Consider the following 22467-nt stretch of genomic DNA (forward strand, 5'->3'; position numbering starts at 1 on the left):
AGCCCGAATATCGTCTGCTCTCCTATCCAATCCGCCATGAACAGACATGTCCACAGGGCGCGCACAAATAATTCCCCCCAGCGAGGGACATACACTCGCCAGTGAATTCACAGGACCGGCACTGCACCGAACAGGCGGCCCCGCAATCGGTCCGCATCCGGGCGAAATCGACTGATCCGCTTGTATGTTCCGAACATGCCCTTCGTGCACTCCGATTCTGTGAACATCCATTTCCGCACCGATGCGGGCCACGGTCCGACGCTGTTGCTCGCTCATGGATTCCTCATGGACGAATCCATGTTCGACCCGATCCGAAATGCCCTGGCGCACACCGACATCAATGTCGTCGCCTGGGATGCCCGCGGTCACGGCCGCACCGGCTACGGCGACAACCCACGCTTCGACTACTGGGATCTGGCCACCGACGGTCTGGCGGTACTCGACGCACTCGGCATCGAGCGCGCCGTTGTCGGCGGCATGAGCCAGGGCGGTTACGCGGTATTGCGCATGGCCTTGCTCGCCCCTGAACGAGTCACCGGGCTGGCGCTGCTCGATACCGAGTCCGACGCGTGCACCAGGGACGACGAGGCCTATTACGAGAACTTCTTCGACGAATGGTGCGGTACCGGCGCGTTGCGGCCGCTGGCGCAAGAACTCGCGCCGCGATTGATCGGTGGCACCGACCCGCGGATCTGGCAGCGGTGGATCACCCGCTGGCTGGCCGCCGATCGCACCGCGATCCGCCCGGCGGCCGCCTGCCTGATCGGCCGCGACTCGGTCAACGGGCGGCTCGGCGAGATCAGCGTGCCCGCTCTCGTGCTGCGCGGCGAACACGATCACAGCAGCACCGTCGACAAGTGCGCACGGCTGGCGGCCGGACTGCCGGGCGCGAGCGATGTGCGCACGGTGGCAGGTGCGGGCCATGGCTGCGCGCTGACCCATCCCCAGCAGGTGGCCGCGGCGCTGGCGGATCTGGTCACGGCCTGCGCGCCATCGGTGACCGATTCGGTGGCGGTCGCCGGGATCTAGTGGTCGGGACCACGAACGCCCAGGTAGTACTGGATGCGGCCGGGATGGGCGACGGAGTCGAGCCGGAACAGCTGCACGTCCACGGTGTAGTACTCGCCGGTGTGCAGATCACACAGCCGCATGGCGGTGTGCTCGCGGCCGTATACGGTGTCGCCGTCGTCCCAGATACGACGGAAGTCGCGGTATTGCGCCAGTTCGTCGAGCAACTCGCCTGCCCACTCACCGCCGCCCTGCTGGCCGATCAGCCCGCGCAACCAGTGCACGGTGAGCGCGGACTCCTTCTCCCATTCCACCATCACCTTGCGCGAGAGCGGATTGCCGAAGAACCAGCGCAGAATATTGACGTCGGAGACCAGACCGGGAAACGCGCGATCATAGGATTCGTTGCCCGCGAGCACATTCCAGCGCGTGTCCACATAGGCCGCCAGATCGGGTTCCTGCAGCGACAATGTCCGACGCATCTCGGCACTGATCTCGGCGCGCAGATCGTCGACGGTCGGATTGTCCACCGGGGCGAGACCGGCCAGATCGAACAGATGCCTGCGCTCGATATCGCTCACCGGTGCGATCCGGTGCAGGTAGCGCACGAGCGCGTCGATCACCGCACGCGTCGGCCGGTCGCGGTCCCCGCTCTCCAGATGCGTGATGTAACTCGAGCTCACCCCCGCCGCGAAGGCGAGTTTCTCCCTCGAAATCCGCCGATCGTCGCGAAGTCGCCGAAGCAACCCGCCGAGTGTCGGCGGTTTCGGTGGCCCGTCGGGCCCGTCGATCGATGGCTTCGGTAGCACCCCATCCCTCCCTGTCTGCACGGGCCCATCCTGGACGACTATTCAACCCCGAACCATCCGCCGACCGGAAAAGATGCCGTTTCTTTATATTGGCGCCGCGCCATTTGGGTAGTTAACGTTCGGCAACTGTTCGTTCGATCACGAAATTCGGTGCGCTGAACCGAATTAAAAGGATTTCAAATCTTTCCGTTCAGGAGTGCTATAAGATTCCGCGCGGCTCGGCCACGGCCGCCCGACCGGAACCACTCTCGCCGCGGACGCCCACGCCGCCGGTCGACGTTCACCGCGTCCGGTTGCCGACGAGCCCGCGCCGCCACCGCCGACGACTCGATCACCGCGTCCGCTACCGACGCGGTCGGACCATAGATGTGTGTGGCGTCACATCAGCGCTGTTCAGCGGGCACACCGGATGTGTAAACAAATGTAAACCGCGGGAGAACCCGTCGTTTCCGAAGCATCACCGTCGCCCGCCGAGCGCACCACTCGATCACCGCGTTCGGCCAGCTCGCGGCTCGTTCACCCTGGTGAGCCGCTGATCGCGGCAACCACCACGCACCTGCCCCGTGACCACGACATTGCGCCGACCTCACAGCTCACCGGGGCCCGAATCCGGATGTGAAAAGTTCGTTTTGCCGAAGGAGTCGGCCTCCTTACAGTTTTCCCCAACAGCCCGATTTCACGCACTCGAAGGGGGCGTCGTGGTTAATTCGCGCACGCAAGGTCCGTCGCCCGATTTCGGCGACACATTGCTGAACCTCGGTAAGTACTTCCAGCGGGGTGAGGTGTCGGCCGACAACCGATCGGTGCACAAGGTCGGCGGCCGCGATGCCGACGAGTTCTACCGCGACCGCTGGTCGCACGACAAGGTGGTGCGCTCCACCCACGGCGTGAACTGCACCGGCTCGTGCTCCTGGAAGATCTACGTCAAGGACGGCGTGATCACCTGGGAGTCCCAGCAGACCGACTACCCGTCGGTGGGCTCGGACAAGCCCGAGTACGAGCCGCGCGGCTGCCCCCGTGGCGCCTCGTTCTCCTGGTACACCTACTCCCCGGCCCGCGTGCGCTACCCATATGTGCGTGGCACGCTGCTCGACCTGTACCGCAAGGCCAAGACCGAGCTCAAGGACCCGGTGCTGGCGTGGGAGTCCATCGTCGAGGACCCGGTCAAGGCCAAGGCCTACAAGATGGCGCGCGGCAAGGGTGGGTTCGTGCGCGCCGAATGGTGGGAAGCCGCCGAAATCGCCGCTGCCGCACATGTTTACACGATCAAGCAGTACGGACCCGACCGCGTGGCCGGCTTCTCGCCGATCCCCGCGATGTCGATGGTCAGCCATGCCACCGGCGCGCGTTTCGTGTCGCTGATCGGCGGCTACATGCTCTCGTTCTACGACTGGTACGCCGATCTGCCGGTGGCCTCGCCGCAGGTGTTCGGCGACCAGACCGATGTGCCGGAGTCGGCCGACTGGTTCGACGCGGGCTACCTCATCATGTGGGGCTCCAACGTCCCGGTGACCCGAACCCCCGACGCGCACTACATGACCGAGGCGCGCTACCGCGGCCAGAAGGTCGTGGTGGTCTCCCCCGACTACGCCGACAACACCAAGTTCGCCGACGAATGGGTGGCCGCGCGGCCGGGAACCGATGCGGCACTGGCGATGTCGATGGGGCACGTGGTGCTCAAGGAGTTCTTCATCGAGAAGCAGACTCCGATGTTCACCGACTACATCAAGTCCTACACCGATCTGCCGTACCTGATCTGCCTCGACGAGGCGGCCGATCAGGACTCCGGAGGACAAGAAGCAGCGCTTCCCGGCAAGTTCCTCACCGCCGCGGACCTGGGCCACACCGGCGAAGGCGTCGAGCACAAGCCGGTTCTGCTCGACCAGGCCGGAAATCCCGTGGTGCCCAACGGTTCTCTCGGTCACCGCTTCGGCGAGGCCGACGCGGGCAAGTGGAATCTCGACCTCGAGGGTGTCGACCCGCTGCTCACCCTGCTCGGTCACTCCGACGACGCACCGGTCACGATCGCGCTGCCGCGTTTCGACACCGATGTCGCCGGGTCGATCATCCGTGGCGTGCCGACGAAAATCGTCGCGGGCAAGCGGGTTACCACCGTGTTCGACCTGTTGCTCGCGCAGTACGGCGTCGGCCGTGACGGTCTGCCGGGTGAGTGGGCCAAGGGCTACGACGACGCCTCGTCGCCGTACACCCCGGCCTGGCAGGAGGCCATCACCGGCGTCCCCGCCGTGCAGGCCGCCCGTATCGGCCGCGAATTCGCCGACAACGCTGAGCGTTCCGGCGGTCGCTCGATGATCCTGATGGGCGCGGGCACCAACCACTGGTTCCACTCCGATCAGATCTACCGCGCCTTCTTCACCTTGACGCTGCTCACCGGCTGTCAGGGCAAGAACGGTGGCGGCTGGGCCCACTACGTCGGCCAGGAGAAGTGCCGTCCCGTAACCGGTTGGGCGACTTTGGCTTCCGCGTCGGACTGGCAGCGACCGCCGCGCCAGATGCAGGGCACCGTGTTCTGGTACCTCACCAACGATCAGTGGCGCTACGACCCCTTCACCTCGGACTCGTTCGCGTCGCCGCTGGGCAAGGGCACGTTCGCCGGTCGCACCGCCGCCGACAACATCGCCCTGGCGAGTCGTCTCGGCTGGATGCCCAGCTACCCGACCTTCAACCGCAACCCGCTCGACCTGGCCGACGAGGCCGCCGAGGCGGGCAAGACCCCGGCCGAGCACGTCGTCGACGGTTTGAAATCCGGCGACCTGCGCTTCGCCTGCGAAGACCCCGACGCACCGGAGAACTTCCCGCGCGTGCTCACTGTGTGGCGCGCGAACCTGCTCGGCTCCTCGGGCAAGGGCAACGAATACTTCCAGAAGCATCTGCTCGGCTGCGGATCCAATCTCCAGACCACCGACGCGACCGGCGTGCGCCCGCAGGAACTGGAATGGCGCGAGGAAGGCGCCGAGGGCAAGCTGGATCTGCTGCTCGCACTGGACTTCCGGATGACCAGCACCACGCTGTTCGCCGACATCGTGCTCCCCGCCGCCACCTGGTACGAGAAGCACGACCTGTCCTCCACCGACATGCATCCCTTCGTGCACGCGTTCTCCCCCGCCATCTCCCCGCCATGGGAGGCCAAGACCGACTTCGAGGCGTTCCACCGGATCGCGCGCGGTTTCTCCTGGCTTGCCGAAAAGCACTTGGGCACCCGCAAGGACATCGTCGCGGTGCCGCTACAGCACGACTCCCCCGATGCGCTCGCCCAGGCCGGGGGCAAGGTGCTGGACTGGAAAGCCGGTGAGTGCGAACCGATTCCGGGCAAGACCATGCCCAAGATCGTGGAGATCGAACGCGACTACACCAAGATCGCGGAGAAGCTGGCCGCGCTCGGGCCGCTGGTGGAGAAGCTGGGTCTGACGACCAAGGGCGTCACCACCTTCCCCGAGGCGGAGGTGGCGTACCTGGCCGGGCAGAACGGCACCATCGTCTCCGGCATCGCGGCGGGTCGGCCCTCGCTGGCCAAGGACACCCACTCCGCCGAGGCCATTCTGTCGCTGTCGGGCACCACCAACGGTCGCCTGGCGGTCGAAGGGTTCGAGGCACTGGAACGTCGCACCGGTACCGAGTTGGCCGACCTCGCCAAAGAGGCCGAGGGCAAACGGATCACGTTCGCCGATACCCAGGCACGACCCGTTCCGGTGATCACCTCGCCGGAATGGTCGGGCAGCGAGTCCGGTGGTCGCCGGTACTCGCCGTTCACCATCAATGTCGAGCGGCTCAAGCCGTGGCACACCCTCACCGGTCGCCAGCACTTCTACCTCGACCACGACTGGATGATCGAACTCGGCGAGCAACTACCGATCTTCCGTCCGCCGCTGGACATGTCGGCGCTGTTCGCGGAGCCGAGCATCGGCAACGTGAGCGGCAACGGGCTCACCGTGCGCTACCTGACCCCGCACTCCAAGTGGTCGATCCACTCGGCCTACCAGGACAACCTGCACATGCTGACGCTCTCGCGCGGCGGTCAGACGATCTGGATGTCGGACATCGACGCCGAGAAGATCGGGGTGGCAGACAACGATTGGATCGAGGCGATCAACCGCAACGGCGTTGTCGTGGCCCGCGCGATCGTCTCGCATCGCATGCCCGAGGGCACGGTCTTCATGTACCACGCCCAGGACCGCGCGGTCGACGTGCCGCGCATCGAAGGCGCCCAGGACACCACCGCCGAAGCCAAGGGCAAGCGCGGCGGTATCCACAATGCGCTCACCCGGGTGCTGATCAAGCCCTCGCACCTGATCGGCGGCTACGCCCAGCAGTCCTTCGCCCTGAACTACCACGGCCCCACCGGAAACCAGCGTGACGAGGTCACCACTATTCGCCGCCGATCGCAAGAAGTGGAGTACTAACCATGCGCGTAATGGCTCAACTTGCGATGGTCATGAACCTGGACAAGTGCATCGGCTGCCACACCTGCTCGGTCACCTGCAAGCAGGCGTGGACCAACCGTGGCGGCACCGAGTACGTCTGGTTCAACAATGTGGAAACCCGTCCGGGGCAAGGGTATCCGCGCCAGTACGAGGACCAGGAGAAGTGGAAGGGTGGCTGGACGCTCAACAAGCGCGGCAAGCTGACCCTGAAGTCGGGCTCGCGGTTCAAGCGCCTGATGAACATCTTCGCCAATCCCGACCTGCCCACGGTCGACGACTACTACGAGCCGTGGAGCTACGACTACGACAACCTGCTGTCGTCACCGCCCATGGACACCACCCCGGTCGCGCGCCCCAAATCGCTGATCACCGGCGCGGACACCAAGGTCACCTGGGGTGCGAACTGGGACGACGACCTGGGTTCGGGTCCCGAGCAGGTCGGCAAGGACCCCATCCTCGGTAAGCTCGAGACCAAGGTGAAACTGGAGTTCGAAGAGACCTTCATGTTCTACCTGCCGCGCATCTGCGAGCACTGCTTGAATCCCTCGTGCGCCGCGGCGTGTCCCTCCGGCGCGATCTACAAGCGCGAGGAAGACGGCATCGTGCTCGTCGACCAGGACAAATGCCGTGGTTGGCGGCAGTGCATCACCGGCTGCCCGTACAAGAAGATCTACTTCAACCACAAGACGGGCAAGGCGGAGAAGTGCACTTTCTGCTACCCGCGCGTGGAGGTCGGTATCCCGACCGTGTGTTCGGAGACCTGTGTCGGGCGGCTGCGCTACATCGGGGTGATGCTCTACGACGCCGACGCGGTGCTCGAAGCGGCTCAGGTCACCGATCCGCAGGATCTCTACACCTCCCAACTCGGCGTGTTCCTCAACCCGCACGACGAGCGCGTGATCGCCGAAGCCGAGAAGGCGGGCATCTCGCCGGAATGGATTCAGGCCGCCCAGGATTCGCCGGTCTACAAGCTGATCGTCGACTACCAGTTGGCGCTGCCGCTGCACCCGGAATATCGCACCATGCCGATGGTTTGGTATGTGCCGCCGCTGTCGCCGGTGGTGGATGTGCTCACCGAGACCGGTCACGACGGCGAAGACGCGCGCAACCTGTTCGGCGCCATCGACGCGCTGCGTATTCCGGTGGAATACCTGGCCGAACTGTTCACCGCCGGTGAGGTCGGGCCGGTGCGCTCGTCGTTGCAGCGGTTGGCGGGCATGCGGGCGTTCATGCGTTCGGTGAACCTCGGCGAGGAACCCGAAGCCGATATCGCGCCGTCGATCGGTCTCGAGCCCGAGGAGATCGAGGCGATGTACCGGCTGCTCGCCATCGCCAAGTACGAACACCGGTACGTGATCCCGACGGGCGCGACTTCCAAGGCGCACGAACTGGATTCGCTGGCCACCGGGTGCAGTCTCGACACCGACGGCGGACCCGGCATGACCGCGTTCGACCAGGTGGTCGAGAAGTTCTCGCTGTCGGACCCCAATCAGGCCGCGCCGGAGGAGAAGTCGGGCCGGATCAACCTGCTCAACTGGGATGGGCGCAGCACCAGCGGACTCGTGCCGACCACGAACGGCAACGGGAGTACCGGCAACGGCGCCGGTAACGGCAACGGCGCCGGTAACGGCAACGGCGCCGGTAACGGCAACGGCAGCAACGGCGCTGCCGTCGCCGACTCACCCGTGAGCGGTGTCGCGCCATGAGTCTGCTCTCCATTCGCAAACGGCCCGAACCGGTGACGGCGATGCCCGAGCACGACCGCAGGGTCGTGTGGCGGCTGGCCGCGCTACTGCTCGACTACCCGGGCGAGCAGACCCTGGGCATGCTCGAGCAATTGTCCGATGCCGCAGCACAATTGCCCGAGCAGGTGCAGACGCACTTCGCCGAGATACTCGCCTACCTGCGCGATACCCCGGCGATCGAGGTGGCCCAGAGCTACGTCGAGACCTTCGACATGCGACGCCGCGCCAGCCTGCACCTGACGTTCTACGCCTTCGGCGACACGCGCAAACGCGGGATGGCGCTGCTGCGGTTCAAGCACGCCTACCGGCAGGCCGGCGTAGAGCTCGGCGACGAGGAACTGCCCGACCACCTGCCGGTGCTGCTGGAATTCGCCGCCACCGTCGACCCGATCGGCGGCGAACGCCTGCTCGGCGAGCACGTGCCGGTGATGGAACTACTGCGATTGTCGCTGGGCGACAACAACTCTCCCTACAGCGGCGTTCTCGGCGCGGTCCTCACCACCTTGCCCCCGGTCACCACCGCCGACCGCAGACGCATCGCCGAACTCGCAGCCCAGGGTCCGCCCGAGGAAGAGGTCGGCCTCGAACCCTTCGCCATGGACCCCGCCCTCTTCGAAGCAACAGAAGGCCGCCGATGAACGCAACCATCCCCCTGCCCGAAGGCCTGTGGCTGATCCTGCCCTACATCGCCGCGACTTCCTTTGTGCTCGGCCATATCTGGCGCTACCGCTTCGATCAGTTCGGCTGGACCACCCGGTCCTCGCAGATCTACGAGTCCAAGCTGCTGCAGCTGGGCAGCCCGCTGTTCCACTTCGGGATGCTCGGGGTGTTCGGCGGGCATGTGATGGGACTGCTGATCCCCGCGTCCTGGACCGCCGCGATCGGCATCTCCGAGCACGCCTATCACATCGTCGCGGTCGGTGCGGGTTCCGTCGCCGGGCTCATGGTCGTGCTCGGCGTCGCCATCCTGTGCTACCGCCGCATCGCCATCCCCGCCGTGCGCAAGAACACCAGCCGCAACGACGTCATGATGTACACGCTGCTGACCTTGGCCCTGGTCACCGGCCTGCTCAACACCTGGGGATCCAACCTGCTGTGGGGCACCTACAACTACCGCACCACTGTCTCCCCCTGGTTCCGCAGCCTGTTCTCGATCAACCCAGAACCGGGCCTGATGGTCGGCGTCCCCTGGACCTTCCAGCTCCACGGCCTCGTCGTCCTGGCCCTGGTAGCGGCCTGGCCCTACACCCGCCTGGTCCACATGTTCAGCGCCCCCATCGGCTACCTCACCCGCCCCTACATCGTCTACCGCCGCAAGGAAGTCGACGCCAAGGACAAGACCCGCTTCGCCAAGGCCTGGGACGCCCCGGTCACCCCCGACCGCTGGTAATCTGCGATCGCCCGTGCCCCGAATCGAGGTTCCATGCCTGACCAGCCCGTAGGTTCTGCTGATCGCGGCCGTGCCGCGCTGTGGGCGATGGCGCACGCCGAGCGCGCCGCCCTGGCCGACGACCTCGCCGACCTCGACGCCGAGCAGTGGGGCCGAGGGTCGCTGTGCGGATCCTGGACTGTCGAGGATGTGCTCGCCCATCTCACGGCCGCGGCGAGCGTCGGCCGGGTGCGCTGGGTGGCCAGTGTTCTCGGCGCCCGCTTCGACTTCGACGAACACAACGAACGACGCAAGGCCGAGCATCTCGGGAGGACGCCTGCCGAGACTCTCGCACGGTTCCGGGCGATCATCCCCAGCACCACCTCGGCCCCCGGTCCCACGGCGGCCTGGCTCGGTGAGGTCATCGTCCACGCCCAGGACATCCGCCGACCACTCGGCCTGAGCCACACGCCGTCGGTCGAGGCCACCACCGCTGTCGCCGAGTTCTTCGCGAGCCGCGACTTCACCGTCCCCGGCCGCACCCTCATCGACGGACTTCGCCTCGAAGCCACCGACGGACCGTTCGCCACGGGCACCGGGCCGCTGGTCAGCGGGACCACGATCGCGCTCACCATGGCGATGGCCGGGCGGGACGCCTACTGCGATGACCTCACCGGACTCGGCGCCTCGACCCTGCGCGACCGCATCCTCGCGCACCACACCAGCGCGACGGCCTGACAACATCAGCGCGGAATCCGCCGCGACCGGAGCCGGAGCCGCGAACGACAGGTCTGCACCGCTCGTGCAAACCGCTCCGACTAGGGGCCCAGCGCCTTGCGCACGGTCTCGAACCACTCCTGCGTGCCGACCAAGCCAGCCTCGATGTCCTTACGTCCCTTGATGAATCCGAACAGGTCGGCGGCGTACCGGCTCAGGACCGTCCCCTCGTTCTCCTCGCACTCGGCCAGCACCTCGGCATCGCCGAGCACGTAGGCGACAACCGCGACCTGCCCGGCCGACCACTCGGTGCGATGGTCGGCCCAGCCGTCGCTGCGCACCGCGCGGGCACGGGTGAGCAGGTCCTGCCGTAGCGCGTCGCGGTCGGCGTCGGTGGGGTGGCGGGGTTTGCCCCAGGCGATCCGCTTCTCGTCCGACATGTCGAGTCCTCTCGCTGATGTGCGTCGAATGACTGTCGCAGATCGAGACGAGAAGACCGCCCACCGACCCGCGCGGGCGGTGCGATGGGCGGTCGGCACTGTCAGTTCGCGCGCAGGAAGCGGCCGGTGCGCTCGGTGCCGAGTGCGGCGTCCGAGGTGCCGTCACCGAAGACGTACCGTCCTGCGACGAAGACCGCGGTGACCGTTTCGTCGTTGCGGTTGACCATGCGCGAGAGGTTGTCGAACTCGGGGATCGGGTTCTCCGCGTAGGCGTCGAGAGTGTCGTCGAGGTGCGCCGGGTCGATGACGACCGCGTCGGCACGGTCACCGACGCGCAGGTGACCGGCGTCGATGCCGTACCAGTCCGCCAGTTCACCGGTGATGCGGTGCACCGCGTGCTCGATGGTCATGAACGGCTTCCCGGCGCGCTCGGCATCGGCGACCCGCCGCAGCAGACGCAGGCCGAAGTTGTAGAAGGCCATGTTGCGCAGGTGCGCGCCCGCATCCGAAAAGCCCAGCTGCACACCGGGATCGGCGGCGAGGGTGTTGAGCACCTCGGGCCGGTGGTTGGAGATGGTGGTGCGCCAGCGCAGCTTGGACCCGTGCTCGACGACCAGGTCGAGAAAGGCGTCGACGGGGTGCACGCCACCGCGGTCCACACCCACCTGGCCGAAGGTCTTGCCGATCACGGTGGGGTCGGGGCAATCGACGATGTCGGCGTCGAAGAAGTCCCGGTGCCACACGCGCGGGCCGTACTTCTTGTCGTAGTCCTTGCGGAACGCGCGCCGATAGTCCTCGTCCTGCATGAGGTGCAGCTGGTCGTCGATGTGGTTGGACAGGTGCAAAGCGGCTGCGCCGGAACCGAATTCCTCGAAAATGGGCAGGTCGATACCGTCGGAGTACACCTCGAACGGCACCGGCAGATGCTGCCAGCGGAAGTCGCCCCGCAGACCGTTCACGGCCTTGGCCATCAGCGGAAAGATCTTGGCCACACCGGGAATCGCCTTGATATCGGCTGCGGAGAGCAGGCTCACCTTGAGCGGCTTGCGGAACAGACCGATGCTGCCCGCGGCCATCGCGATCATGGTGTCGGACCGGTTCACATCGGGTCCGCCCTGCAGCGCCCGCCCGCGCGAGCGCAGGATCTTGTTGAGCCTGGCGCGCTCGGACCTGGTCGAATACGTCGAGGGCAGGGTGCGCGAACGGCACACCTCGCCGTCGAGCTTGTCGAAGAGCAGCCGCTGCGAGGACATGCCGAGGAACCCGGCGTCGAGCGCCTCGGTGAGCTTGGCCGCCATCGCGGTGATCTCGTCGTCGCTCGGTTTGATCTCCTTGCGGGTGGCCCGGTCCAGGCCCATGACCGCGGCCCTGATGTCGGAGTGCCCGATGAACGACGCCACGTTCGGCCCGAGCGGCAGTGCGTCCAGTGCCTCGGCGTATTCGGCGGCGCTGTGCCAGCTCTTGTTCTCCTCGATCGCGCGCACCACGTGCCGGCGCGGGATCGCCTCGACGCGGCCGAACAGGTCGCCCGCGACCTCACCGTCGACGTGCACCGTCGACAGCGAGCACGAACCGAGCAGCACCGTCGTGACGCCGTGGCGTACCGATTCCGACAGTGAAGGGTCGAGCAGGACCTCGACGTCGTAGTGGGTGTGGATGTCGATCATGCCGGGGACCACCCATTTGCCGGTCGCGTCGACGACGCGGGCGCAACCGGTTTCGTCGAGAGGGGTCTCCGAGATCTGTGCCACTTTGCCGTCGGTGATGCCGAGGTGGCGGACCGCGGACGGGGCACCGGTGCCGTCGAACCAACGGCCACCCTTGATGATGCTGTCGAACATTTCTGACCCCCTAGATCGCGAGCTCGCGCCTGGTGACTTTACCGGTCGCGTTGCGCGGCAGCGCATCCGAAGTGATCCGCCAGCGGGCGGGCACCTTGAACTTGGCGAGGCGCTCGGCGACGAAGGCGCGCAATTGCTCCGGGTCCACCGCCCCGGCTTCGGCGACGACGATCGCCGCCACTTCCTGGCCGAGATCGGGATGGGCGACGCCGAAGACCGCGCAGTCGCTGACGGCCGGGTGTTCGACGAGCACGTTCTCGATCTCGGTGGGGTACACGTTCTCGCCACCGCGCAGGATCAGGTCGGTGCGTCTACCCGACACGGTCAGCCTGCCGTTGTTCATCGTGCCGAAATCGCCGGAGCGCAGCCATCTCTGGTCGTCGATCGATGCCGCGGTCGCGGTGTCATCGTTCCAATAGCCGAGCATCACATACGGGCTGCGGATACAGATCTCACCCTCTTCGCCGTCGGGGAGGACCCTGCCGTCGGGGTCGCGGATCTCCACCGCGACCCCGACGATCGGCCTGCCGACCGAGGCGTCGTCCGCGGCCAGGTCGAGCGGGGTGGCCACGGTCGCCGCGGTCCCGCTCTCGGTCAGGCCGTAACTGGTGGTCAGCGAGAACTGCAGGGACGGGATCTTCGCGCGCAGGGCGGCGAGCAACGCGGGCGAGGTCGGCGCGGAGTTCAACGACAGCGCGGTCAGCGAGGACAGATCGTGTCGGTCCACCTCATGTTCCAGCAGTCGCGAAGCCATGGTCGGCACCGCGGCCCAGTTGGTGACCTTCTCGCGCTCGACCAGGCTCAGTACCCGGCCGACTTCGAAAGCGCCGTGCGGGAACACCGCCGCCGCACCGGTCAGCAGTCGCGGGATGACCAGGTTGTGCAGGCTGGCGATGTGGAACAGCGGCGCGGTGACCAGGTAGCGCCGATCGCTGGGTGCGTCGCCGGGCTCCTGCCCCATGAAGGCGGCCATCATGGCGTCGGTGTAGCGGTGGTAGTCGCTGATCGCCACCATGTTCCGCTGCGAATGGACCACGCCCTTCGGCCTGCCGCTGGTACCGCTGGTGTAGAGGATGACGGCGGGGTCGTCCTCGTCGATCGGCGTGCTGGGGATCTCGCCGCCGCCGAACTCGGCGATCAGGGCGGGTAGATCCGCTTCCATGGTCAGTACCGGCAGATCGGTGCCCGTTTCGGTGAGCAGCGCGGCCCTTTTCGCGTCCGCGATGAGCACGGTCGGCGTGGTGTGGTCGAGCCCGTAGGCGATCTCCGGCGGTGCCCACCACGCGTTGTAGCCGACCGGGATCGCGCCGAGGCACTGTGCGGCCCAGAACGCGATCACCCAGTCGGGGCCGTTGGCGGCCAGGATGCCGACCCGATCACCCTTGCGTACGCCGTATCCGGCGGCCAGCGCGGTGGCCAGAGCCCCTGCGGCAGCAGCGTGTTCGGCGAAGGAGATCCGGCGGTCCTCGGTGACGAGGTAATCGCGATCGCCCCAGCGCAGCGAGTGTTCGAGCAGTTCGCGCAGGTTGGCGCGGCGCCCGGCGAAGACCGGAATCGGCACGCCGAGAACGGGTTCGACAGTCAGCTCGAACGGCGCACCGGGCGCGGTGAGGCCCGCGGCCACCTTGGCCACGAATTCCTGTGGGTCTACAGCGTTGGTCATGTTCTTCTCCATCAAGGGATGAGGACGGCGCGTCCACGGATCGCGCCGGCGTCGAGTCGATCGAAGGCGGTGCGGGCGTCGGCCAGATCGAATCGCTCGACCTCGGCGCGAAGCTTGCCCGCGGCGGCGAGCGCCACCACGTCGATGAGGTCGGTTCTGGTGCCGCCGTACGACTTTCGAACGGTGGCGCCCCACGGCAGACCGGGTCCGCCCGCCGGTCCCGAGTCGATGCCAGGGACACCGCCCGCGAGACCGACCATCCGATAGGCGCCGTTCGGAGCCACCGTCTGGACGGCGAGAGTGGCGGTGGCGTCCGAGCCGACGAAGTCGAACACCGCCTCCGCGCCACGGCCACCGGTGAGCTCCAGGATGGTGGCCGCGGTGTTCTCGTCGGCCTTCAGGGCGAGATCGGCGCCGCATTCGGTGGCGAGGGCGAGTTTGTCGGCGTCCACGTCGACCGCGATCACGGTGGTCTCGGTGAGGGTCTTCAACAGTTGGACCGCGACGTGTCCGAGTCCGCCGATACCGATGGCGACCGCGGTGGCACCGGGCCACAGCTGGTCGGTGGCGCCGCGGATGGCGTGCATCGGTGTGAGCGCCGCGTCGGCCAGGGGTGCGGCGTGGGCGAAGTCCAGTTCGTCGGCGATCGGCACGAACGAGCGCGCCGGGATGCGCACGTACTCGGCCATGCCGCCGTCGGGTCCGAGGCCGGGACACGGTGGCATCGCGGTGCGGCCGGCGGCCAGGCAGACATTCTCGTTGCCGCGCAAGCATTCCCGGCATTCACCGCACGACCAGCACAGGTACACGATCCCGCGCTCGCCGATACTGCGACCGTCCACCGCGGAGCCGAGCGCCTCGATGGTCCCCGCGATCTCGTGACCCAGGGTCAGCGGCTTCTCGCTCATCGGAAACGGCAGGCCGAGCACGAACGAATCCGAGTGGCAGATCCCGGCCGCGCCGACCCGGAGCAGCAGATCGCCGGGTCCGAGCTCGGGCACGGGTACGGTGCGCAACTCGAGGGTGCCCGGGGCCGTCAATTGCATCGCGCGCATGGTCATCGGGCGCCTCCTACGGCGTCGAAGGTGGCTTTCAAGTAGCTGTCGCACCGATCGGAGCCGATCAGACCGATCGCCATCCGATTCATGGTGTAGGCGAAGGTGATTCGGCGATCCAGATCATTGACCACCATCGCGCCGCCGTAACCCGCCCACCAGCAGACCCGTCCGTCGGGGAGGTGCGGGAAGGTCTGTGGCCGCGGCAGCCCGTAGCCGATGCCGAACCGCAGCGGGGTGAGGATCGCCAGGTCGACGCCATCCGCCTGCTCGCGGAAGATCAGCTCGATGGTCGTGGGCGAGAGGAACCGCTTGCCGCTCAGTTCGCCACCGTTGGCGATCAGCGACTGCACTCGGGCCACCGACCGCGCGTTGCCGTGACCGTTGACCGCACCGTTCTCGGCCGCACGCCATGCGGGCGTGCTGGTGGCGGCGAGATCGAGGAGCGGGCTGGTCAGGGTTTTGATCAGCACGCTGTCCTGATCGAGGGTGGCCAGATCGAATTCGGGCAGCTGGGGCGGGATCAGCGTCGCGATCCGGTCGGCGTGTTCGGGGCCGGTGCCGATGTGAAAGTCCGCGCCGAGCGGTCCGGCGAGCTCGTCGGCGAAGAATCTGCCGAGCGAACGACCGGTGATGCGGCGGACCACCTCGCCGATGAGGTGGCCGTAGTTGAGTGCGTGATAGCCGGACTTCGAGCCCGGCTCCCACCACGGGGCCTGCGTCGCCAGCCGGGCCGCGGCGGCCTCGGTGTCGTAGAGGTCGGTGAGCTCGATCGGCCGGTCCCAGCCGGAGACGCCGGAGGTGTGTGACAGCAGATGGCGAATCAGAATGTCGCCCTTGCCGTTTGCGGCGAACTCCGGCCAGTAGTGGGCCACCCGCTCGTCGACGTCGAGCTCGCCGCGATCGACCAGGAGCAAGGCACACAACGCCGTCATCGTCTTGGTGACAGAGAAGACGTTGACGATGGTGTCGGCACCCCAGGGCGTGGTCTTCGCCTCGTCGGCGTGACCACCCCACAGGTCGAGGACCGGGTCGCCGTCGACAGTGACGCACAGGGAAGCACCGAGTTCGGCGCCGGAGTCGAGGTGTTCGTCGAATGCCGCCCGCACACCGGCAAATTCGTCACGGCAGAAACCCGAGGAAGTGCTCATCGCGCCACCTCGGCCGTCACCCGAGCGGGCACCGGCAGGCTGTGACCCGCGGCGGCAGCACGTTTCGCACCGCGCTCGAGCTCTTTGTTCATCGAGCGCACATACGGCTCGAATTCCGTCTGGATGGTGTGCCTTGGCGAATCGTAGTAGCGCCCACTGCGTTCGGCTTCCTGCGCACCGAGCACCTCGGCGATCTGCTCGCGCGGGGGCAGGTGATAGCGGCCGGTCAGATAGGCGGCGACCAGCTTGCTCTGCTGCTCGGCGAAGTTCACCAGCGTCGGCATGGGTTGGGCCAGACCGAGATAGAACAGATTGTCCACGCCGGGTTTCATCATCATCTGGAACAGCGGGAACCGATTCGCCGCGTCGGGCATCAGCGCCGAATCGGTGAAGAACGGGAAGCTGATGTGGTAGCCGGTGGCGCACACGATCACGTCGACCTGCTCGTTGGTCCCGTCGGCGAAATGCACAGTGTCGCCGTCTAATCGGGTGATGGCGGGTTTGCACTCGATGTCGCCACAGCCTGCGCGGTGCAGGAACTCCTCGCTGGCTGAGGGATGCGCCTCGAACGGCTCGTGATCGGGCGTCGGCAGACCATAGGTCGACATCTCGCCGCGGTTCTTGCGGACGAAGCGCTGTTTGAGCTTGAGCGCGATCTTGGCGGGGATCCACGCCGGCATCGACGCCCGGTCACCCACTCGACCGTTGACGTACTTGGGCAACACCCACACGCCGCGCCGAGCCGAGACGAACAGCTTCGAAGCGAGAAACCGCTGGGACAGTTCCGAGGCGATGTCGAGCCCGGAGTTGCCCATGCCGACCACCACGATCCGCTTGCCACGCATGTCGACCGGGTCGAACGGGTCGTTGTAGGCGTGGCTGTGCATGAGCACGCCGTCGAATTCGCCGGGGTAGTCCGGGAATCGGGGGTTCCAGTGGTGGCCGTTGCAGACGATGAGCGCGTCGTAGACCCCGGTGTCGCCCGCCGCCGTGGTCACCAGCCACAGGCCCGCGTCGTCGCGCTCGGCCGTGACGACCAGGCTGTTGAACCTGATTCGCTCCCGCAGGCCGAAGTGGTCGACATAGTCCCTGAAGTACTGCAGCAGCTGGGAGTGGTGCGGGAAGTGCGGCCAATCCGGCGGTGCCGGAAAGTCTTCGAACTGCAGGCGGTACTTGGAGGTGTCGATGTGCAGGCTCTGATAGCAAGCCGACATGCCATTGGGGTTCTTGAAGTACCAGTTTCCCCCGACCTCGTCGGAGGCCTCGTAGCAGTCGAACGGAATACCGTTCTCGGCAAGCCTTTTCGCGACGGTGATACCCGAAGGTCCGGCGCCGATGACGCACACCTTCGGCAATGCGGGTGTATCCATGCACAACTCCTGAGCGGCCTCGGTCATCGTTGACCATGCCGAGTGACGTGGACCACAGGATAACGTCTCGCTGGACATCACGTCCAGTGAATGAGCAGACCGTCTAAGATGAGCCGATGACGACCGAACCCGCCCGCCGCGGCTCGCTGCGTGCGGAACAGAAGCGCCTGACGACGGCCCGGATCGTCGAGACCGCGCGCACTCTGTTCGAGACGCAGGGCTACTCCGCTGTGCGCGTCGACGATATCGCCGCCGCCGTCGGCTGCAGCCGGGCGACGTTCTATCTGCACTTCACGAGCAAGGGCGAGGTCCTGCGCGCCATCGCGCAGGACGGCACCCTCGCCAGCGTGCGGGATTTCTACGCCGACCTGGACCGGGTGCTCACCACCGGCTCCCGAGCGGCGTTCGCGGACTGGATGTCTCGTGCGATCGACTGGTTCTTCGCGAACAGGGACATGCTCCCGGCGTGGGACGAGGCCACCGCACTCGAACCGGAATTCCGTGCGGTGGCGCGCGAGGGCATCATGTCCCTGGCCGACACGATGCCCGCCTATCTCGCCCGCTGGCCCGAACACCGTCGCGACGAGGGCAGGCTGCGGATCGAACTGCTCGTCGCCCAGCTCGAGCGGTTCTTCACCCGCTGGGCGATGCAGGGCACCATCGACGTCTCGGCCGAACAGGCCGCGGCGGTGCTCACCGATGTCTGGTTCCCGGCCCTCCAGGCGCCGGACTGAGGTCAGAACAGACCGAGCGCGCGGGCCTGGGCGATGGCGTCGGCGCGCGCGTTCACGGCGAGTTTCTGGTAGATGCCGCGCAGGTGCGTCTTGACGGTGTTCACCGAGACACCGAGATCAGCGGCGATACTGGCCGCCGTCATGCCGGACGGAAGTTGGCGCAGCACAACGAGTTCGGTGTCGGTGAGTTGCGGTGCGCCGGCGGCGGCGCCGCGATGGGCACGGATCCGGTCGACGAGAGCCACGTACTGACCGAAGCGCGCACCGACCCTGGCGAGCAGTTCGGCGGCCGCGGGCACGTCGAGGAACGGGCGCGTCAGCTGCTCCGTCGCCGCCTGCGCGAGGGCCTGTTCACAGGCCTCGTCGACTCTGCGAGGGCGATCGAGGCGGTCGGCGGCGACCGCGACCAGCAGCCATGCCGCGATCCGCGAGCGCGACGACAGGTGCTCGGTCGCGAGTACCGGTTCCAGTACGGTCAGCACGACGGCGGGGCGATGCGCGTAGAGCGCGAGTCCCGCTTCGGCGACGGCCATCTCCGGGGTCCGGCCGAGTACCCGCGTCGCGTGATCGACCAACTGCTGCGCCTCGGCCCTGGCCTGCACGCGCAGTAGCAGCCACAACACATCGGTGACCAGTTCGCCGGTGCCGTGCAGCGTCGGCGATTCGTCGAGCAGGCGCTGGAGCTGCTTACTCAGCGCGAGAGCGGCGGCACAGCGATCCGCGGCGGCGTCGAACATCAGCACGCCGGTCGTGATCACCGCCTGCCGCACCGGCGCGGGCACCATCGTCTCGTCGGCAGCGACCCACGGCAGGCTCGGCAGCGGTCGCTCGACCTCGAGACCCTGCTGGTAGGCGCCGAAGGCGGCGATCACCCTGGCGGGGGCGATATCGGCGGCACCGGCCAGTTCGTAGCGTTGCGCGCAGTCGATCGCCTGGGCGGCCAGCGCGCGTAACTCACCGATCCGGCCCGCCATCCCGGCTACCACGGCCGCCGCGGTCCTGGCGCGGACCGCGAAGCGACCGAGTCCGGCCTGCTCGGCGAGCACGATCGCGTGGCGCACAGAGGTTGCGCCACTGTCGATTTCGCCGCCGTAGATCTCCGCGATGCCGCAGTACAGCGCGGCGTAGCAGTCCAGGTCGGGCTGTCCGGTCACCGACGGCAGCGGCCAGCGCATCGAGGACGAATCACCGACCAGCACAGCGACTCCCGCGCTCACGGCGTGATCGAGCGCGGCCGCCCACTCGGCGGACACCACCCCGGCCGCCGATTGCGGCCCGACATGGGCGGCTTCGAGATAGACCTCGGCGGCGGCGATATCGCCGGACTCCACCGCGACGGCAGCACGGAGCAACCGCACGAAAGTGTCGTTCTCGGCATAGTTTTCGATGGCGGCCAGGAGGGTGTGGCCGTTTCCTTCCATGACCATGCGCAGACCCCGGTCCCGCAGGAAGGGCACCAGCCCGGGCGCGCCGGGTTCGGCCAGGACGTGCTCGAGCGCGGGCCCCGGCATCGCGGCCGCGGTGAACCAGGCCGCCACCCGGCGATGACAGGCGGGCAGATGATCCGGCCTCGTGTACGCCGCCTCGGCGAGCAGATAGGCGCGCAACAGCGGGTGATAGGTGTGCCAGAGCCGACCCCCGTCCGCGACGGTGTGCAGGGGGAAGTTGGCGCGCAGCAGTTCGTCGAGGATGCGCGCGGCGTCGGCACCGACCAGATCTTCCGCCATCGGCAGACAGAATTGCGTGGGAACGGCGGTGGCGAGCAGGAATTCCAGTGTCGGCGCCGGTAGGGAGGCGAGCAGTTCGGCGACCAGGAAGTCGGCGACCGCGTGCGCGGGGCGGGCCAGCGCGGTGAGGGCCGTATCGCGGTCGGTTCCGTTGGCCGACAGGCAGATCGCCGCGATGCGGACCAGCGCGGCCCAGCCGCGGGTGAGGTTGTGCACCACGGCGAGGTCGGCGTCGTCGAGTCGGCAGCCGTGCTGGGCGAGCAGCTGGGCGACCCGGTCCGGGGAGAGTGCGAGTTCGGGCGCGCCGATCCGGGTGAGCCTGCCTGCCAGATCGAGGGCGTGCCAGCGCAGCGGCGGGTCGAAGCGACTCGCGATCAGCGCGGTGACCTGGGCGGGAAGGTGGGTGAGCAGATATTCGAGGCCGGCGAGTTGCAGCGGGTCGGTGAGCAGGTGGGCGTTGTCGATCACCAGCACGGTCGACTCGATGTCGGCGGTCGCGGCGATGAGGTTCGCGGCGCGGTCCAGCGGTGTGTGCAGCACGCCGACCGAGACGGAATCCGAGCCGGGATCGAGGGTTCGCGCGATCTCGGCCATCAGGTCGGTGCCGGGTTGTTCGGTGACGGTCAACCACGCGACGCGGGCCGCGCACCTGCGGCGCACCCAGTCGACCAGCACGACGGTCTTGCCGCTGCCCGCCGGTCCACACAGCAGCACCGTGTGTCCGGCAGCGGCCCCGGCTCGATCCAATCGGCTGAAGGCCTCGTTGCAGCGAACAGGCGCGAACGACAACTCGGGCAGACCGGCACACGGACCGGTCGCAGCTATCACCGAGCTGCCGCTGCGCATGTCCAGAGAACCCGACGACGAAGCCATCTCAACCCTCCTGAACACGCTGTTCACCGCGCGGCGGCCGACCTCCGCCGTGATCGACGGTAGGCGAAACGGCCGCTGTTCGGTTGCTGGTGAGGGTAAGTCAGGGTGCTCGTTATCAGATCGACGTCGACTCGTCGGCCAACGCTCAGTCGGGCAACTGGGACATGCTCAGCAGCGTGAGGCCGAAGGTGTCGATCCGGGCCATCACGCCGCGCATGGCGGTGCTGTCGTCGACGAGGCCGAACAGGGTGGTGGTTCCGGTCGGCGAATGCGAGCTGGGGCGCAGTTCGGGAAAAGCCGCGAGGACACGCTCGGACAGCTCGCCCTCGATGACGAACTGGTAGCGCAGCGGACCGGACGTCGACATGGTTCCAGTGTCGCGGCCGGTCACCGGGACTGCCTCATCCACTCCGGGTGAATTAGCTCGCCACCTGCGACGCAACCGGCCCTCATATTTTAAACATCAGTATTTCAGTTTCCGGGACGCGGGCAGATCCGGTGGCTAATGTCGCGCTCATCATCAGCGCGAACAGGAGACCATCATGAAGATCTACCAGGCGCGGCGTGCCGGTTTCGGACTCACGGCATTCACCGCGGTGGCCGCGGCCGCCGTACTGGCAGCACCGCAGGCGTCCGCGCTCGTCCAGGGGATCGCGGTGAGCGGCAGCACGCACTACGTGGATACCGCCTACACCGTCACCGCCGATGTCACGGCCACCTCGTTCCTGTTCAAGGTGACCTTCACCGACAACGGCACCAAGATCGGCGAACCGGTCTCGGTGGCCGACGGCAAGGCCACCATCACCTGGACGCCGAAGACCACCGGTGCCCACGAGATCAAGGCGGTACAGGAGCTCATCAGCTCGAAGACCGTCACGATCACGGTCGCACCGAAGCCCACCCCACCCGGTGGCGGGACGGGTACCGGCTCCGCCGAGCTGGGTGGGCTGCTGTCGGGCTCGGCCGGCTAGCCCCATCCGCGTGAACGGCCGCCGCGAACTCCCCGCGGCGGCCGTTCGCGTTGTCAGGCCTGGTCGTAGACCTGTTGCAAGGCGGCGATGTCGAGCTTGGACATCGTTCGCAGTGCGGTGCCGACGGCGATGGCCCGGTCGGGCGCACCGCCCATCAGCTTGGCCAGCACGGCGGGGACGACCTGCCAGGACACCCCGAACCGGTCGGTGAGCCAGCCGCACGGGCCGGGTGTTCCGCCGCCCTGTGACAGCGCGTCCCAGAGGCGGTCGATCTCGTCCTGGGTATCCACGATCACCTGCAGTGACGCGGCATCGGTGTGCGGGTGGCCGGGGCCGCCGTTCATCAGGATGACGGACTGACCGTCGAGGTCGAGGTCGATGATGAACGCCGACCCGTCGCCCTGGCGGGTGACCTCGACGATGCGCGAGTTCGGCACGGTCGCGGCATAGAGTTCGGCCGCCGCTTCGGCGTCGGCATCGAACCAGAGGAAGGTGTGGACGGACATGATGTGCTCCTTGGGTGAGTGGCTGCTTCACCCGCTGGTCGGAGCC

The 22467-nt window shown here is 67.3% G+C and carries 18 protein-coding genes; 8 read left to right on the top strand and 10 right to left on the bottom strand.

Annotated elements, in window-relative coordinates:
• Nucleotides 1–195 precede the first annotated feature (195 nt).
• On the top strand, nucleotides 196–1029 hold the full coding sequence (locus ACLJPD_RS03615; protein ID WP_410870268.1) for an alpha/beta fold hydrolase: 834 nt from the start codon (nucleotides 196–198) through the stop codon (nucleotides 1027–1029).
• Here ACLJPD_RS03615 and ACLJPD_RS03620 read toward each other — a convergent pair.
• On the bottom strand, nucleotides 1026–1838 hold the full coding sequence (locus tag ACLJPD_RS03620) for a helix-turn-helix transcriptional regulator (RefSeq protein ID WP_410870269.1): 813 nt from the start codon (nucleotides 1836–1838) through the stop codon (nucleotides 1026–1028). The genes ACLJPD_RS03615 and ACLJPD_RS03620 overlap by 4 nt on opposite strands.
• A 677-nt stretch (nucleotides 1839–2515) precedes the next feature.
• Between ACLJPD_RS03620 and ACLJPD_RS03625 the strand changes: the two genes are divergently transcribed.
• Genes ACLJPD_RS03625 through ACLJPD_RS03645 form a run of 5 tightly spaced genes read left to right on the top strand, consistent with a single transcriptional unit; the run spans nucleotide 2516 to nucleotide 10111 of the window.
• Nucleotides 2516–6238 (top strand): nitrate reductase subunit alpha, encoded by a 3723-nt coding sequence (locus tag ACLJPD_RS03625; RefSeq protein ID WP_410870270.1) that lies wholly within the window; start codon nucleotides 2516–2518, stop codon nucleotides 6236–6238.
• An 11-nt stretch (nucleotides 6239–6249) separates the two neighbouring features.
• Entirely contained in the window at nucleotides 6250–7965 is a 1716-nt protein-coding gene (gene narH, locus ACLJPD_RS03630) for a nitrate reductase subunit beta (RefSeq protein WP_410870271.1), read from the top strand.
• Nucleotides 7962–8642, top strand: coding sequence for a nitrate reductase molybdenum cofactor assembly chaperone (gene narJ / locus ACLJPD_RS03635; RefSeq protein ID WP_410870272.1), 681 nt, complete (start codon nucleotides 7962–7964; stop codon nucleotides 8640–8642). The genes narH and narJ overlap by 4 nt, the downstream gene beginning before the upstream one ends.
• Nucleotides 8639–9394 (top strand): respiratory nitrate reductase subunit gamma, encoded by a 756-nt coding sequence (narI, locus tag ACLJPD_RS03640; RefSeq protein WP_410870273.1) that lies wholly within the window; start codon nucleotides 8639–8641, stop codon nucleotides 9392–9394. Before narJ ends, narI begins: the two co-directional genes overlap by 4 nt.
• Before the next feature lie 33 nt (nucleotides 9395–9427).
• The gene (locus tag ACLJPD_RS03645; RefSeq protein WP_410870274.1) at nucleotides 9428–10111 is read left to right on the top strand and encodes a maleylpyruvate isomerase family mycothiol-dependent enzyme; all 684 of its coding nucleotides are present in this window, start codon (nucleotides 9428–9430) and stop codon (nucleotides 10109–10111) included.
• 80 nt (nucleotides 10112–10191) lie between these two features.
• Here ACLJPD_RS03645 and ACLJPD_RS03650 read toward each other — a convergent pair whose 3' ends face one another.
• The 6 genes from ACLJPD_RS03650 to ACLJPD_RS03675 form a co-directional block, all read right to left on the bottom strand.
• Nucleotides 10192–10530, bottom strand: a complete 339-nt coding sequence (locus ACLJPD_RS03650) for a hypothetical protein (RefSeq protein ID WP_410870275.1) — start codon at nucleotides 10528–10530, stop codon at nucleotides 10192–10194.
• Between the two features lie 101 nt (nucleotides 10531–10631).
• Nucleotides 10632–12371 carry an N-acyl-D-amino-acid deacylase family protein gene (locus ACLJPD_RS03655; RefSeq protein WP_410870276.1) on the bottom strand — a complete coding sequence of 580 codons (1740 nt, stop codon included), beginning with the start codon at nucleotides 12369–12371 and terminating at the stop codon, nucleotides 10632–10634.
• Between the two features lie 10 nt (nucleotides 12372–12381).
• Complete coding sequence (locus tag ACLJPD_RS03660) at nucleotides 12382–14034, bottom strand: class I adenylate-forming enzyme family protein (RefSeq protein ID WP_410870277.1); 1653 nt, start codon at nucleotides 14032–14034, stop codon at nucleotides 12382–12384.
• Between the two features lie 11 nt (nucleotides 14035–14045).
• Entirely contained in the window at nucleotides 14046–15089 is a 1044-nt protein-coding gene (locus tag ACLJPD_RS03665) for an NAD(P)-dependent alcohol dehydrogenase (RefSeq protein WP_410871904.1), read from the bottom strand.
• 2 nt (nucleotides 15090–15091) lie between these two features.
• Complete coding sequence (locus tag ACLJPD_RS03670) at nucleotides 15092–16240, bottom strand: serine hydrolase domain-containing protein (protein WP_410870278.1); 1149 nt, start codon at nucleotides 16238–16240, stop codon at nucleotides 15092–15094.
• Nucleotides 16237–17610 (bottom strand): flavin-containing monooxygenase, encoded by a 1374-nt coding sequence (locus tag ACLJPD_RS03675; protein WP_410870279.1) that lies wholly within the window; start codon nucleotides 17608–17610, stop codon nucleotides 16237–16239. Before ACLJPD_RS03675 ends, ACLJPD_RS03670 begins: the two co-directional genes overlap by 4 nt.
• Nucleotides 17611–17726: 116 nt before the next feature.
• On the opposite strand from ACLJPD_RS03675, the gene ACLJPD_RS03680 reads away from it, so the two are divergent.
• Nucleotides 17727–18344 carry a TetR/AcrR family transcriptional regulator gene (locus ACLJPD_RS03680; protein WP_410870280.1) on the top strand — a complete coding sequence of 206 codons (618 nt, stop codon included), beginning with the start codon at nucleotides 17727–17729 and terminating at the stop codon, nucleotides 18342–18344.
• A 2-nt stretch (nucleotides 18345–18346) separates the two neighbouring features.
• On the opposite strand, the gene ACLJPD_RS03685 is transcribed toward ACLJPD_RS03680, so the two are convergent.
• A complete protein-coding gene (locus ACLJPD_RS03685) occupies nucleotides 18347–20944 on the bottom strand; it encodes a LuxR C-terminal-related transcriptional regulator (RefSeq protein ID WP_410870281.1) in 2598 nt (865 codons plus the stop codon).
• Between the two features lie 145 nt (nucleotides 20945–21089).
• Nucleotides 21090–21311 (bottom strand): hypothetical protein, encoded by a 222-nt coding sequence (locus ACLJPD_RS03690; protein WP_410870282.1) that lies wholly within the window; start codon nucleotides 21309–21311, stop codon nucleotides 21090–21092.
• A 175-nt stretch (nucleotides 21312–21486) separates the two neighbouring features.
• Between ACLJPD_RS03690 and ACLJPD_RS03695 the strand changes: the two genes are divergently transcribed.
• Nucleotides 21487–21915, top strand: coding sequence for an Ig-like domain-containing protein (locus ACLJPD_RS03695; protein WP_410870283.1), 429 nt, complete (start codon nucleotides 21487–21489; stop codon nucleotides 21913–21915).
• Nucleotides 21916–21968: 53 nt separating this feature from the next.
• Here the strand turns inward: ACLJPD_RS03695 and ACLJPD_RS03700 are convergent, their stop codons facing one another.
• Nucleotides 21969–22421, bottom strand: a complete 453-nt coding sequence (locus ACLJPD_RS03700) for a VOC family protein (protein ID WP_410870284.1) — start codon at nucleotides 22419–22421, stop codon at nucleotides 21969–21971.
• Nucleotides 22422–22467: the final 46 nt, after the last annotated feature.

The sequence above is a fragment of the Nocardia sp. A7 genome (assembly GCF_046549215.1).
Taxonomy (GTDB): Bacteria; Actinomycetota; Actinomycetes; order Mycobacteriales; family Mycobacteriaceae; genus Nocardia.